Here is a 14156-nt window from a genome sequence, read left to right as displayed (position 1 = left end):
GAGGCAGAGATGACGGCCAAGAACGACCCCATCACGCTGGAGATCATCCAGAATTCCCTCCAGGCGACTGCCGACGAGATGTTCGCCGCCATGCGCAAGACGGCAATGAGTTCGATCATCTACGAGGTGCTCGACATGGGCACCGGCATCCTCGACGCGCGCGGTCGGCTCGCAAGCTCGGGCGCTGGCATCCCGGCCTTCATCGGCGTGCTCGACAAGGCGGTGCAGGTGCTGGTGGCGAAATTCGACAAGCCCGGCGACATCGAGCCAGGCGACGTCTTCGTCACCAACGATCCCTATTATGGCGGCGTCACCCATCTCAACGACATTGTGGTCGCCATGCCCGTCTTCGCCGGCGACCGCCTGATCGCCTGGACGGCCAACATCGCCCACAATTCCGATGTCGGCGGCAAGTCGCCCGGCTCGCTGTCGGCGGACGCGACCGAGATCTTCCAGGAGGGCCTGCGACTGCCCGCCGTCAAGATGATCTCGCGCGGCGAACCCATCAAACCGGTCTTCGACATCATCAAGGTCAATTCGCGTATGCCCGACTATCTGGAGGGCGATCTGTGGGCAGCCATTGCCTCGGTGCGCATCGGCGCCCGGCGACTTGCGGAGATTGCCACCAAATATGGCGTCGACACCTTCGGCAACGCCATGGATTCCTTCATGGAGTTCGGTGAGAAGGTATCGCTTGCCGAGCTTGCCAAACTGCCCCACGGCACCTTCGAACTGACCGAAGAACAGGATGACGGCCGCTTCTACAATGTGAAGATCACCATCTCGGACACAGAATTCGTCGTCGATCTGCGCGACAATCCCGAGCAGGACACCGGCCCGACCAACACCAGCCGAGACGGCGTGATGGTCTGCGCACAGATGATCTTCAAGTCGCTGACCGACCCCTACTCGCCAGCCAATGAGGGCTCGTTCCGGCCGATCAAGCTGCTGACCACGGAAGGCACCGTTTTCCACGCCAAGGAGCCGTCGGCGCTGGGCTTCTATTTTGAGACGGAAGTCCGCGTCTATGACCTGTTGTGGCGCTGCCTCGCCGCCCATGTGCCGGACAGGCTCGCAGCCGGGCATTTTGCCTCGATCTGCGGCACCTTCATCGGCGGCATCCATCCCGACACCGGGCGCCAGTACACGATCGTCGAGCCGCAGATCGGCGGCTGGGGCGCCAGCAGCGGCCGCGATGGCAACAGCGGCATCTTCTCCGGCTTCCATGGCGAGACGTATAATTGCCCGGCCGAGATTTCCGAGGCGCGCAACGGACTGTTTGTCGACCGCATGGAGCTGAACACGGCACCCGGCGGCGAAGGCGAGTTCACGGGCGGCCGTGGCATCGTGATGGATTACCGCATCCGCCGCGACAACTCCTTCATGACGGCCGGCTACACCCGGTCGCGCATCCTGCCCTGGGGTATCGATGGCGGGCTGGAAGGATCGCCCAACTATGTCGAGGTGCTGCGCACCGATGGCAGTTCGGAACGCTATGCCTTCGCCTCCGGCATTTCTGTCGACACCGACGATGTGATCCGCATCCACACCGGCGCCGGCGGCGGTGCCGGCGATCCGAAGAAGCGCGACCGCGAGGCGATTGCCGAGGATATCCGCAACGGCTTCATCACCGCGGAGCGCGCGCGGGAGGTCTACGGATACTCGGTCTGAGACCGCGACAGGAGGACTAGATGAACCAGAAACCGCTGAAGATCATGTATTTCAGCCCCGTGGCGGGCGACGAACTGCATGACAAGGTTTTTGCCGAAATGGCGCGCGACAACAAGCTGCCGGGCACGGAGGTCCACGTGACCTCCCTGCCTCCCAGCGAGGGTGGTTTTACCCATATCGAGTTCCGTTCCTATGAGGCGATGGTGACGCGCGCCATCGTCCGCGCCGCGCGGGCGGCCCACCGCGAAGGTTTCGACGCCTTCGCCATCGGCTGTTTCTACGACACGGCTCTCCATGACGCGCGCGAACTCTCGGGCGACATGATCGTGACCGCGCCCTGCATGGCCTCATGCGAAATCGCCGCCAGCCTCGCCAACCGTTTTGGCGTGATCGTGGGCCGGCGCAAATGGGTCAACCAGATGGAGGCCACGGTCTGCGAGCATGGCCACGGGCATCGCCTCTCCGGCTTCTACCACGTCGAACTGGGCGTCAACGAGTTCCAGCAGGACCATGCCGAAACCGAACGCCGGTTGATCGAGGCCGGCCGCAAGGCCGTCGAGGAGGACCACGCCGAGGCGTTGATCCTGGGCTGCACGCTCGAAGTTGGTTTCTACCGCGATATCGAGAAGCGTCTCGGCGTGCCGGTAATCGATCCGTCGATCGCCGCGCTCAAGCGGGCTGAATACGCCGCGATCCTGAAGCGGCAATGCGGCTGGGTGCCGTCGCGCAAATGGTCCTGCGAGGCGCCATCGGAAGAAGAACTCACCCGTTTCGGCGGCTTCGACGAGGGAGAGGCCTTTGGCACACGCGTCGTCGTGCCGGCCGAAACGTCGCGCCAGACCAGCAGGGCGGCCTGAACAGACTGCCCCCAATCACGAGGAAGAAAACATGAAAGTCGACACGAAGGGCCGTCTGGCCGCGCTTCGCACCAAGATGGGCGAAACTGGCGTCGATCTCGTCGCCATCGCGCCTGGCTCGCACATGGACTGGCTGCTGGGCTTCCACCCGCATCCCGACGAGCGTCCCTGCCTCCTGCTGATCGGGCCGGAGAAGGAGACATTCCTGATGCCCGCCCTCAACGCCGACGGAACCCGGGAAGACACCGACATCTCGTTTCATCCCTGGAGCGACGACGAGGGCCCGGAAGGCGCGCTGATGAAGGCGCTGTCGGATGTCGGCGCCGCGAACGCCAAGAAAGTCGTGCTCGACGAGACGATGCGCGCCGACTTCGCGCTGCTGGTGCTCGACAATCTGCCGGGTGCCGGCCACGCCTTCACCACCGAGACGCTCGGCGCGCTGCGCATGGCCAAGGATCAGGCCGAATATGAAGCGCTGAAGATGAACGCCGAGATCGCGGACCGTGCCATGCTCAAGGCCTTCGACGCGATCGCCGTCGGCAAGACCGAACGGGAGATCGCCGATGTCGTCAAGGCGCACTTCGCTTCCGAAGGCGCATCGCCTTCCTTCTGGATCGTCGGCGGCGGCCAGAACGGCGCCTTCCCGCACCACCAGAGCGGCGAGCGCAAGCTGCAGGAAGGCGACGCCATCGTCATCGATATCGGCGCCAAGAAGGCGAGCTATCCGAGCGACATCACGCGCATGGTGGCGGTCGGCCGTCCGCCGGAAGGCTATGAGGAAGTGCATGCCGTGGTCGAGAAGGCCGTGCAGGCAGCACTTGCCGCCGCGCGTCCCGGGGTGAAGGCCAAGGCAGTCGACGCGGCCGCGCGCAACGTGATCGCGGATGCCGGCTACGGCGAATACTTCGTGCACCGGACCGGCCACGGCATCGGCATTGACGGGCATGAACCGCCTTACATCACGGCGACCTCGGAATCCGTGCTGGAGGAAGGCATGACCTTCTCGATCGAACCCGGCATCTATTTGCCCGGCCGCTTCGGCATCCGGCTGGAGGAGATCGTGATCCTGCGCGCCGACGGGCCGGAAATCCTGTCGACCCTGCCCCGCGACCTGCACGTCGCCAAGGTCTGAACGGGTCGCCCGACCTGGCCGGGGGCGGACGTTCCGCCCTTGGCGCCGGCACAAATCTGCTCTCCCCGCGATCTCCAGATGACCGAGCCAAGCGCGCATGACCCGACCTGATACCATCACCTCCAGCGTCATCCAGGCGAGTCTTGTGGCAGCCGCCGATGAGATGTTCGCGGTTTTGAAGAAGACGGCGATGAGCCCGATCATCTACGAGGTGCTGGATGTCGGCACGGGCATCACGGATTCGGTGGGCAATCTCGTCAGTTCCGGCGCGGGAATCCCTACCTTCGTCGGCGTGCTCGACAAGGCGGTGAAGCGGATCGTCGAGTTGCACGGCGCAGACAGCATCCGTGAAGGCGATATGTTCGTCACCAACGATCCCTATTTCGGCGGGGTGACGCATCTGAGCGACGTGGTGGTCGCCCTGCCGGTCTTTTCCCACGGACGCTGCGTGGCCTGGACGGCATCGATCGCCCACTGGAACGACATCGGCGGGGCAACGCCCGGTTCGATGGCGGTCGACGTGACGGAGATATTCCAGGAGGGCCTGCGGCTGCCGGCCGTGAAGCTGTTCGAAAAAGGCAAGCCGATTGCGGCCGTCTTCGACATCATCGCCGCCAATTCGCGCCTGCCCGATTTCGTCAAGGGCGATCTGTGGGCGCAGGTGGCCGCCAGCCGCAAGGCCGATACCCGCATCAGGCAGCTTGTCGAGACCTATGGCATTGCGGCCTACGAAGCCGCTCTCTTGGCCCTCTTTGACGAGGGCGAGCGACGCGGCCGCGCGGGCCTCGCGGCCCTGCCCGAGGGCCGTTACGAGATCGAAGAGGAGCAGGATGACGGTGCGATGTGGCGCGCCGCCATCACCATTGCGCCCGATCGTTTCCTGGTCGACCTCTCGGGCAATCCCGGACAACGCGCCGCTCCCTTCAACACCAGCCGCGATGGCGCCGTCATCTCGGCGCAGATGATCTTCAAGGCGCTGACCGACCCCACGCTTTTTGCCAATGCCGGCTCATTCCGGGCGCTTGAGGTGGTGACCGAACCCGGCACGATCTTCCACGCCACCGGCAACGCCCCGCACGGCTACTATTTCGAGACCCGCATCCGCCTCTACGACATGCTGTGGCGCTGCATGGCCAGGGCAATCCCGGAGCGCCTGCCGGCCGGACATTTCGCATCGATCTGCGGCACCGTCATTGCCGGCGATCATCCCGACACCGGCCGCCGCTTCACCATGGTCGAGCCGCAGATGGGTGGTTGGGGGGCGACGGCCACCCGTGACGGCCTGGATGCGATGTATTCCGGCAGCCACGGCGAGACCTACAACGCACCGGTCGAAATCTCGGAGGCGCGCTACGGGCTGGAAGTCGCCTACAAACGCCTGTCCGAAAGCGAGGCCGGGCGTGGCCGCCACAAGGGCGGGCGAGGCATGGAAACCAGCTACCGCATGCGCGGCAATGCCGTGCTGTCGGCCGGCTACAGCCGCAACCGCCAGCCCGTCTGGGGCTCGAATGGCGGCGAAGCGGGCGGCACCAACGGCCTGTCGGTGATCCATCCCGACGGCAGCCGCGAGGACCACGCCTACGCCTCCGGCGTCAGGCTGCGCCCCGGCGACGAAGTGCTGATCCACACTGCCAACGGGGGCGGCTGGGGCAGCCCCTGAGAGGCGTCGACTAGGCGGGCGCGGCCGCCGCATCGCCGCCTTCCAGCCGCTGGCGCCGCCGCGCCGCGTGCCGCTCGCGGCGATTGCCGTCCCATGCCAGAAGTGCCGGCGTCAGCAGGACCGTGATGAAGGTCGCGAAAGTGAGGCCGCCGACGATCGCCGTCGACAGCTGCACCCAGAACTGGCCGGACGGGGCGCCGAAGAACAGGTCGCGGTTGATGAAGTCGACAGTCATGCCGAGTACCATCGGCATCAGCCCGGCGATCGTCGTGATCGCCGTGAGCAGCACCGGGCGGAAGCGTTCCGCGCCGGCCTTCAGCGCGGCATCTGTCGGGGCCATGCCGTTGCCGCGATGCTCGTTATAGGCGTCGATCAGCACGATATTGTTGTTCACCACGATGCCGGCCAGCGCCACGATGCCGATGCCGCTCATGACAATGGAAAAGGATTCCTGTCGGATGACCAGGCCCACCAGCACGCCCGCGATAGAGAAGATGATCGCGGAAAGCACCAGCAGGCTCTGGAAGAAGCTGTTGAGCTGCGTCAGCAGGATCAGGAACATCAGGAAGATCGCGACGATGAACGCCACGACAAGGAACGTCATCGCCTCTTCCTGATCCTCGATCTCGCCCACGAAGCTGATGGCGACACCCTCCGGCAGGCCGGCCTCGGCGACGGATCGCTCCAGGCGTTGCAATTCTTCCGTCACCGTTGTGCCTTCCGTCAGCGCCGAAGAGACGGTCTGGACGTTCTGGCCGTCGATCCGGTTGATCACGGAAGCAGCCAGGCTGGGCACCAGCTCGACGAAATTGGCGATCGGCACCATGCCGTTCTGCGTCGAGATGCGCAGGTCGGCCAGCTGGGCGAAGGTTCTCTCCTCGGCCGGATAGCGCAGGCGGATCTCCACTTCGTCATCGGCATAGTCCGGCAGATAGCTGCCCAGCACCACGCCGTTCGTCAGCAACTGCACGGCCGTACCCAGCGTGTCGATGTCGACGCCGTAGCGCGCCGCCTGCTCTCGGTCGACGCGCAGCCGCACTTCGGCCGACGGGATGGGTACGTCGCTCGAAATGTCGACAAAGGAGCCCTGCGCAACCATCAGGTCCTGGAGCAGCGCGGAGGCCTCGGGCAGGAGATCGCGGTTTGCCGCCGAAAGACGGATCTGTACCGGACGCGCATCCCCTGGCCCTGCCTCCTGTTCCTCGACCCGCACACCGATGCCCGGCAGCTCCGCTGTGATGCCGCGAACCTGCTCGATGATGGCCGACGCCGGCGGACGCAGACGCCAGTCGGTGAAGTCGATCTGGATGGTGCCGATCACGTCCGGCGCCAGGTTCTGGCCGAGACGCTGCTCGACCGACCCGATGGTGCGCGAGTAGGCGCGTTCGATACCCTCGGTTCCGACCACCCGGTTCTCGACCATCCGAACAAGACGGTCGGCCTCTTGGACGGAGAGGTTGCCGTCGGCCTGGACCTGTATCTGGGCGCGTTCGGGCTCGACAGGCGGGAAGAAGTCGACGCCGCGCCCGAACAGGCCGTAGATGAAGAATGATCCCACCAGCACGAGAAGGCTCAGCCCGACGGCGAAGCCCGGCCGGGCGACCATGAAATTGAGACCACGCTCATAGACCTTCGGATGCGTCGTGGAATCCGCGCTCATCATCGGCGAGCGCCCGCCCGCAAACAGCGTCCCGATGATGGGCACGAATATCAGCGCCATGAAGAGCGAGGCGCCCAAGGTCACGATCACCGTCGCGGGAAGGTACATCATGAACTGCCCCGCCACGCCCGGCCAGAACAGAAGCGGGAAGAAGACCGCGAGCGTGGTGGCAGTCGAAGCCGTGATCGGCCAGGACATGCGCTGCGCGGCATTCAGGAAGGCCTCGCGCCGCGACATGCCTTCCGCGCGATAGCGCTCGGCGAGTTCGACCACCACGATGGCGCCGTCCACCAGCATCCCGATCACCAGGATGAGACCGAACAGAACGACGATGTTGAGCGTGAAGCCCATCAGGTTGATAAGCAGGATTCCAGCCAGGAACGAGCCCGGTATGGCGATCGCCACCAGCACCGAGGCGCGCAGGCCAAGCGCCAGGATCGTCGTCAGCATGACCAGGATGATGGCCGCGATGACGTTGTTCTCCAGATCGCCGAGCAGCGTCTGGATGTCTTCGGCCTGGTTCTGCATGTAGTCGACGCGGATCGTGTCCGACCATCCGGCGCTGGTTTCCTGAACCATGGCCTGGACCTGTGCGACCGTGTCGATGACATTGGCGCCGGCCGTCTTGCGGATGTCGATGCCGATGGTGGGCTGTCCATCGATACGCGCGAAGCTGACGGCGTCCTGGTAGGTCTGGCGCACCTGCGCCACGTCCTGCACGCGCACGACCGTCCGCTCGCTGACCTGGACGGGCATGGCCAGGACGTCGGCAAGCGTCTGGATCGTTCCGGGGATCGAGACGCCGATCCGACCCGCGCCGGTGTCGAACGCGCCGGCCGCCACCAGCTGATTGTTGGCCTGCACCGCCTGGGCGATCTCACCTGATGAAATGCCATAGGACTGCATCGCAAGCGGATCGATGATGATTTCAAGGAGATCCTCTCGATCCCCCGTCAGATCCGCCTCGAGAACGCCAGATATCGACTCCAGCCTGTTCTCAAGGTCGCGGGCCATCGCGATGAGTTCGCGCTCGGGAACCTCTCCCGACAGGGCGATGGTCAGAATGGGAAAGATCGACAGATCGATCTCGCGCACGATCGGTGCATCGGCGCCGGCCGGAAGGTCGGGTTGCGCATTGTCCGCCTCGTCGCGAACGTCCTGCAGGGCCCGATCCTGATCATAGCCGGGCTGGAATTCGAGCGTCATGGTGGCGAAGCCCTCGCCCGCCTGGCCGCTCATGCGTCGCAGGCCTTCCAGCGTCTGGAACTGGCGCTCCATCGGCTCGACGAGAAGCCGTGCGCTGTCTTCGGCCGAAATGCCGGAATAGGTGACGTTGACGATGAAGACGGGAATGTCGATCTCCGGCGCCGCTTCCTTGGAAATGGTCGCATAGGAATAGGCGCCGGCAATGAAGATCAGAACCAGGAACAGAAGCGCCGTCCGGACACGGCTGAAGGCCGCGGCGATGAGCGTATGCATCAGCGGTTCTCCAAGCCGTTCTCTTCAACTTCCTCGGCAACTGAATCGTCAGCGCCGATGCGATCCGAAACGGCTTGCATGGCATCGGATGCGCCAGAGCCCGCGCCGCCCAGGAGGTATTCCTCTGGTGTTTCCTGTACGTTGACCTGCTGACCTGGCCGCAAGGTTCCCTGGCTGATGGTGACGATTCTCGCCCGCTCCGGCAGGCCCGTAACCCACACGCCATCGGCGCGCGCCCTGATGATCTCGATCGGCGCGAACTGGATGCGGTCTTCCTCGTCGAGAATGTGGAGGCCGATGCGACCCTGCTCGTCCAGTCGCCCGAGCGCCGCCGAGACGCGGTGCGCGGGAACCGACTGGAAAGGTATTGTTACCTCCGCGCTGAGACCGGCCGGCAGCTCGCGGTCGGCGTTGTCGATCTGGATCTCCACGCGGAAAGTGCGTGTTGCGGCATCGGCAATCGGCGACACGAAGCGAACGCGTCCCTCCTTCTGGTCGCCCCCGATGAATTTGACGCGGGCGGAGGCGCCTACGCGCACATTGGGAATCTGGGCTTGCTGGACGTGGACCACGGCGACCAGCGGATCGTTGTCCACAATCTCCAACACCTCGCCGCCCGGCGATACATAGGCGCCCATCTCAGCGACAATCTGGTTGACGGTGCCGCTGATGGGAGCGCGCAAGGTCGTGTTGCCGATCTCCAGCTCGATGGCGCGCAGCTCCGCGCGCGCGGCTTCGAGTTGCGCAAGTCGGGCCTGCGCCTCGGCTTCAGGCCCCACGCCCCGCTCGGCCAACTGCTCGGCCGCGCGAAAATCTCGCTCGGCCAGGGCCAGTTGCGCTTCGGCGCGCACAAGCCGCGCCTCACGGTCATCGGAGGAAAGTTGCGCCAGAACATCGCCGCTTTCCACCCGTGTGCCCTGTGACACGACCTCCTCGACGATACCGTCCGTGCGTGCCCGCAACATGGCAACCTGGACCGGCTCGACATCGCCGTAGAGCACGAGTTCGCGCACGATCTCCTCGGCCTCGCTCCAGCTCGCAGCGACGGTCGGCATGCGCGTCTGCGCGCGCTCTGGCGGCGCGATGGGCTCGCGCGTGATCATGCCGCTGCCGATCCACACCACGACGAGGGCGATCAGGCCGAGAAAGACAAGGGTCGTTGCGTTGAAATAGCGGCCCATGCGGCCATCCTTTCATGTCACGGGCAATGCTGCCGTTCCACACATGGTTTCACCGGCGCTCACATCAACCGGAAGGGTGTGAATGCACCGCACTTATCCATTGAAACTAAACGGTGTAGTTAATATAAGTCGTGCCGGGCTTATTCAAGAGGCGCAACCCACAATGCCACCAGAAGGTTCAGGAGGAAAAGAGCGGCGGGGGGGGCGTCCGACCCGCAAGGACGCGGCCGCGCTGACCAAGCGTCTCGTGGCCACCGCGACCGATCTGTTCCTGAAGCATGGCTTCGAGAAGACCTCCATGGACATGGTCTCGGCCGAAGCCGGCATCTCCAAGCCGACCATCTACGCGCGCTTCGCCAACAAGGCCGACCTTTTCGAGGCGGCGGTGACGGAACTGGGTCACCGCAAGATGCGGGAACTGGAGGCTATCATCGTGCCCAAGGGGGATGCGCATGAACGCCTCCACGATCTTGCGCGCCAGCTGCTGGACATCATGATCGATCCGCAGGTCATAGCGCTCGAACGGATCATCGCCGGCGAGGCGCATCAGTTTCCGGAACTCGCCCACCGCATGTATCTGGAGGGTGGCGAGCGGGTAACGGCCATTACCGCCAGTCTCCTGCGCCAGCTCGACGCCTACGGCGACCGCACGGACGAAGCCGCGCGCCTGGATGCGCAGATACTTTTCGGCCTCATCGTCCTGCCGCCCTTGCGCCGCGCGATGCTGGAGAGCACTGCGGAAAAGGCGCTGGATTGCGCGCTTCTCGAGCGATCGATCGACATCTTCGTGGCCGGCGCCATGGGGGGAGAGGCCCGAGTCATTCCCTCCCGCTCATCCGGAGCCCTGCCCGCTTCATGACCTCAGCCGGGGCAACCCCAGAACAGCAGGATATTGCGCGGGCCGGCGACCAGTCGCCGGGAACGCAGCTATTCCTGTTCGACCTTCCGGGCCTCGTTCTCATGGCGGGGACGATGGTGGCCGCCGCATGGTTCGGCCTGAGCGGCCTGGTGCTTGTGGCGGGACTCGTCGCGGCAACAGGGCTGGTGGCGCGGGGGTGGGCCTATCTGTCGCTTCACGCCGTTGCGCTGTCGCCTGCCCTTTCGGCGCAACGCGCCTTTCCAGGCGACGAGGTGGGGTTCACGGTCGAGATCGACAACGCCAAGATCCTGCCGCTGAGCTGGCTCGAGGCCGAGATCTCGATGCCCGCCGAGTTGCTGCCGGGCGACGATCTGCTCGGAGCCGATGCGACAGGCGCGCCATGCCTGCGTTTCGCCACGGCGCTCGGCCCTTATCGTCAGGCAACCCTGCGCCGGCTGATCTCCTGCCGCAAGCGCGGCTACCACAGGATCGGCGCTGGCACCTTGCGCAGTTCCGACGTGTTCGGGTTGTTCATCAAGACACGATCCTTCCCGACCGGCCAGGCGCTGGTGGTCTATCCACGAATCTATCCGGTGTCCGAACTCGGTCTTCCCGCCTACCAGCCGCTTGGCGCAGCCCGGGACCCGCGGCGCCTGTTCGAGGACCCCGGCCGCCCGATGGCGCTCAGGCCCTACACGCCTGAGACTCCCTTCAAGGCCATCGCTTGGTCGGCGTCGGCCCGCACGGGCGAACTGATGGCGAGGCAATACGAGCCGACTGTCAGCCTCGATACCGCGCTCTATCTGGCCGTGGACAGCTTCGCCGTCGTGGATGACGACCTCTTCGAGATGGCAGTCAGCGCACTCGCCTCGATCGCCAGCCACGAACTGGAGAGCCGACGGCAGGTCGGCGTCTTTGCCAACGGTCTGCAGGGAGATGGCGCCGGTGCGGTCGCGGTCCCCGCCAGCAGGGCGCCGGGTCAGCAGACCGTCATCCTGGAAAGGCTCGCAAGGCTCGGCCGCTCGCCAAGTGAACCTTTCCGGTCGTTCCTCGATGTGACGCTTCCGGCCACCGCCGGACGGGCGACGCTCGCCGTCATCGCCAGACAGTTCGACGCCGCACTGCTCGCGCGCCTGCGCGAGCTCGACCAGCGGGGTCGTCCGATCGTCCTCCTCCAGGCGGGTCCGGGCGAACTGCCCGACACCTCGCTCTCCTGCCGCCAGCTCGGTCCACTGATCGGGGGCCTCGCGCCATGAACGACCGCGCGATCCCAAGAGTCCGGCTCCAATGGCCGGATCTCCAGTCATGGCTGTTCATCGCCATGGAGCTGAGCTGGATCGCCGCCTTGCTGCTCCTCCTCGACAGCGGTGCCGGCCAGAATACGGGCCTGCCCTTCGCAATCATCTGCCTGGCCTATCCGCTGGCCCTTCTTCTCGACGCCGGGCTGAGGCAATCCTCCCTGGGCCATTGGCCTTTGGGCGCCAGCCACGCCACGGCATATGGCGGCTTCGTGCTGGCCGCCTTCCTTCTCATCGCACCGCAGAGCGTCGCACATTGGCGCGGGGCCGGCTTTCAACTGGATTGGCTGATCAACGATCCTGCCGGACGGCAGGCCCTGATCCTTCTGACCGGCGCCGCGTTCTGCTGGGCAAGAGGGATCATGCTGTCCGGCAAGAGGCTCGATGCGCATGCCGTGGCGCTCGGTTTCCAGATTGGTCTTCTGGTGCTCCTCCTGGTGCTCGGCATCGGCCAGGCGTTACGAAACGATCAAGGGGTAGTGATGTGGCTCGCCATGGGCTTCATCGGCTTCGGGCTCGCAACATTGTGGCATGTCCGCGCCGGCGCCAGCGCCGCTGGCACATCGACCCGCAATCCGATCTCGGCGATCGTGGGCATCGCTGCGGTGCTGCTTGTCGGGCTGCTGGCAAGCGCGGTGGTCGATCGGTCGGTGCTGGACATCGTCCTGGCGCTGCTCATGCGGGGCCTGGAACTGGCTGGGTCCTTCCTCGCCTGGCTGTTCAGTTTCCTGCCTCAGCCGGAACCTGAACCCTTCGAACTGCCGGAGCCGGCGGGCGGCGGCGCCATGCCGGCTGCACCGCGTGAGCCGGTGCTGCGGGGCCCGGACTATCTGCGGCGGATTTTCTCGGTCCTTTTCTTCGGCACGATCGCCGTGGTGGTGGCGATCATATTGCTTGGCAATCTGCGTGGCCTGATCGCCTGGCTTCGCAAGCCGCGCCGCCTGACGACGGGCCTGGATTTCGACCGGTCGAACCACGGTCTGGGCGATACGCTGCGCCAGTTATGGAGGCATCTCGTCGGGCTGTTCGCTTCAGCAGCCAAGGGGGTGCGAGAATTCGCAGGACGTCTGAGGTTCGGTCGATCGAAAACGCGGAGCACCCGGCGCACCTATCTGCGCTTGCTTCGTGACCTCGACAACCGCGGGTGGCCCCGCGAAAAGCACGAAACACCCGCCGATTACGCACGCCGCATGCGCGGCATATGGCCCTCGCCGGGAGGCGATCTGGCGCTTGCCGGCAAGCTCTACAATGCCCAGCGCTATGGTGAAGCCGACGAGCTACCTCCGGGACGCTTTGCAAAGCTGCGCCGCAAACTGCGCCGCTCACTCACTCTGGTCAGATACAAGGAACATGACCCTTATGCTCAAGACGGCAAGCGAGACTGATCACATGCAGAGCCCGGGAGCCGAGGTCCAGCCGAGGGCGCGCGAGCTGATCGACGCCGTGGAACGCGTGATCGTGGGCAAGCGGGACACGGTGACGCTGGTCGTGGTCGCGCTGCTGTGCGAAGGCCATGTCGCGCTGGAGGATATTCCGGGCATGGGCAAGACCCTGCTGGCCCGCACCATGGCGCGCTGCATCGACGGCGACTTCCGCCGCATCCAGTTCACGCCCGACCTTCTGCCCTCCGACGTGACCGGCCTTAACATCTACGACCAGCAGCGTGGCGAATTCCGCTTCCGCCCGGGGCCACTTCTCGGCAACATCATCCTTGCCGACGAGATCAACCGGGCCACCCCGCGCACCCAATCGTGCCTCCTGGAAGCGATGGAGGAACGGCAGATCACGGTCGATGACCGCTCGCATCCCCTTCCGCGTCCTTTCCTCGTCATCGCGACGCAAAACCCCATCGAACAGGAAGGCACCTTCCCGCTGCCCGAGGCGCAGCTCGACCGCTTTCTGATTACGCTATCCCACGGCTACCCCAGCGAGGACGAGGAAGAGGAGATCGTCATGCGGTTCGAGCAGTCGAGCCCGCTTGAGTCGCTTGCTCCCGTCATCGACGGGCCGGAACTCATCCGCCTCCAAACCCTCTGCCGGCGGGTGAAGGTGGAGGCGAGCGTGCGCCGATACATCGTGCGCTTGGTGCGCGCCACGCGCGAGCTTCCCGGCATCCATCTCGGCGCCAGCCCTCGCGCCACCCAGCGGCTCTACGCCGCCGCGCAGGCCCTGGCCGCGATCAGAGGCCGCGACTATGTGGTTCCCGACGATGCCAAGGATCTCGCCGTCCCGGTTCTCGCCCACCGCATCGTGGTGGGTGCCGAAGCCCGCCTGAAAGGTGAGAACCGCAAATCGCTGATCGAGGCGGCCGTGAAGCGGGTGGAAGTGCCGGTCGACTGAGCCTCGCCAGCACGGCGCA

At 65.2% G+C, this 14156-nt stretch carries 10 protein-coding genes; 8 read left to right on the top strand and 2 right to left on the bottom strand.

What is annotated here, in order from left to right; translation table 11 throughout:
- Positions 1 to 9: 9 nt before the first annotated feature.
- The 4 genes from GRZ55_RS10220 to GRZ55_RS10205 all read left to right on the top strand — a co-directional run bounded on the left by GRZ55_RS10220 (position 10) and on the right by GRZ55_RS10205 (position 5320).
- Positions 10 to 1671 carry a hydantoinase B/oxoprolinase family protein gene (locus GRZ55_RS10220; protein WP_169286808.1) on the top strand — a complete coding sequence of 554 codons (1662 nt, stop codon included), beginning with the start codon at positions 10 to 12 and terminating at the stop codon, positions 1669 to 1671.
- A gap of 20 nt (positions 1672 to 1691) precedes the next feature.
- The gene (locus GRZ55_RS10215; protein WP_169286807.1) at positions 1692 to 2528 is read left to right on the top strand and encodes an aspartate/glutamate racemase family protein; all 837 of its coding nucleotides are present in this window, start codon (positions 1692 to 1694) and stop codon (positions 2526 to 2528) included.
- Between the two features lie 31 nt (positions 2529 to 2559).
- Positions 2560 to 3660 (top strand): Xaa-Pro peptidase family protein, encoded by a 1101-nt coding sequence (locus GRZ55_RS10210; RefSeq protein WP_169286806.1) that lies wholly within the window; start codon positions 2560 to 2562, stop codon positions 3658 to 3660.
- Between the two features lie 97 nt (positions 3661 to 3757).
- Positions 3758 to 5320, top strand: a complete 1563-nt coding sequence (locus GRZ55_RS10205; protein WP_169286805.1) for a hydantoinase B/oxoprolinase family protein — start codon at positions 3758 to 3760, stop codon at positions 5318 to 5320.
- Positions 5321 to 5330: 10 nt separating this feature from the next.
- Here GRZ55_RS10205 and GRZ55_RS10200 read toward each other — a convergent pair whose 3' ends face one another.
- Together GRZ55_RS10200 and GRZ55_RS10195 are read right to left on the bottom strand one after the other, a co-directional pair.
- On the bottom strand, positions 5331 to 8459 hold the full coding sequence (locus tag GRZ55_RS10200) for an efflux RND transporter permease subunit (protein WP_169286804.1): 3129 nt from the start codon (positions 8457 to 8459) through the stop codon (positions 5331 to 5333).
- Entirely contained in the window at positions 8459 to 9640 is a 1182-nt protein-coding gene (locus GRZ55_RS10195; RefSeq protein WP_169286803.1) for an efflux RND transporter periplasmic adaptor subunit, read from the bottom strand. The genes GRZ55_RS10200 and GRZ55_RS10195 overlap by 1 nt, the downstream gene beginning before the upstream one ends.
- A gap of 163 nt (positions 9641 to 9803) precedes the next feature.
- Here GRZ55_RS10195 and GRZ55_RS10190 point away from each other — a divergent pair, with 163 nt between their 5' ends.
- The 4 genes from GRZ55_RS10190 to GRZ55_RS10175 are packed head-to-tail and all read left to right on the top strand — an operon-like array spanning position 9804 to position 14137.
- Positions 9804 to 10499: a TetR/AcrR family transcriptional regulator gene (locus tag GRZ55_RS10190; RefSeq protein ID WP_169286802.1), complete on the top strand. Its 696-nt coding sequence runs from the start codon at positions 9804 to 9806 to the stop codon at positions 10497 to 10499.
- Positions 10496 to 11755: a DUF58 domain-containing protein gene (locus tag GRZ55_RS10185; protein ID WP_169286801.1), complete on the top strand. Its 1260-nt coding sequence runs from the start codon at positions 10496 to 10498 to the stop codon at positions 11753 to 11755. Before GRZ55_RS10190 ends, GRZ55_RS10185 begins: the two co-directional genes overlap by 4 nt.
- Positions 11752 to 13182, top strand: a complete 1431-nt coding sequence (locus GRZ55_RS10180) for a DUF4129 domain-containing protein (RefSeq protein WP_169286800.1) — start codon at positions 11752 to 11754, stop codon at positions 13180 to 13182. The genes GRZ55_RS10185 and GRZ55_RS10180 overlap by 4 nt, the downstream gene beginning before the upstream one ends.
- Positions 13148 to 14137 (top strand): MoxR family ATPase, encoded by a 990-nt coding sequence (locus GRZ55_RS10175; RefSeq protein ID WP_169286799.1) that lies wholly within the window; start codon positions 13148 to 13150, stop codon positions 14135 to 14137. The genes GRZ55_RS10180 and GRZ55_RS10175 overlap by 35 nt, the downstream gene beginning before the upstream one ends.
- The last annotated feature ends 19 nt before the right edge of the window (positions 14138 to 14156 follow it).

The sequence above is a fragment of the Chelativorans sp. ZYF759 genome (genome assembly GCF_012911015.1).
Classification (GTDB): domain Bacteria; phylum Pseudomonadota; class Alphaproteobacteria; order Rhizobiales; family Rhizobiaceae; genus ZYF759.
Note: the sequence above shows the minus strand (reverse complement) of the source record. Positions and strands in the feature narration are given on the sequence as shown.

What these genes read in the sequence shown, in the direction of transcription:
- GRZ55_RS10195 (WP_169286803.1), bottom strand. Translation starts at nt 9,640, where the DNA reads ATGGGCCGCTATTTCAACGCAACGACCCTTGTCTTTCTCGGCCTGATC.
- GRZ55_RS10215 (WP_169286807.1), top strand. Translation starts at nt 1,692, where the DNA reads ATGAACCAGAAACCGCTGAAGATCATGTATTTCAGCCCCGTGGCGGGC.
- GRZ55_RS10220 (WP_169286808.1), top strand. Translation starts at nt 10, where the DNA reads ATGACGGCCAAGAACGACCCCATCACGCTGGAGATCATCCAGAATTCC.
- GRZ55_RS10210 (WP_169286806.1), top strand. Translation starts at nt 2,560, where the DNA reads ATGAAAGTCGACACGAAGGGCCGTCTGGCCGCGCTTCGCACCAAGATG.
- GRZ55_RS10205 (WP_169286805.1), top strand. Translation starts at nt 3,758, where the DNA reads ATGACCCGACCTGATACCATCACCTCCAGCGTCATCCAGGCGAGTCTT.
- GRZ55_RS10175 (WP_169286799.1), top strand. Translation starts at nt 13,148, where the DNA reads ATGACCCTTATGCTCAAGACGGCAAGCGAGACTGATCACATGCAGAGC.
- GRZ55_RS10180 (WP_169286800.1), top strand. Translation starts at nt 11,752, where the DNA reads ATGAACGACCGCGCGATCCCAAGAGTCCGGCTCCAATGGCCGGATCTC.
- GRZ55_RS10190 (WP_169286802.1), top strand. Translation starts at nt 9,804, where the DNA reads ATGCCACCAGAAGGTTCAGGAGGAAAAGAGCGGCGGGGGGGGCGTCCG.
- GRZ55_RS10200 (WP_169286804.1), bottom strand. Translation starts at nt 8,459, where the DNA reads ATGCATACGCTCATCGCCGCGGCCTTCAGCCGTGTCCGGACGGCGCTT.
- GRZ55_RS10185 (WP_169286801.1), top strand. Translation starts at nt 10,496, where the DNA reads ATGACCTCAGCCGGGGCAACCCCAGAACAGCAGGATATTGCGCGGGCC.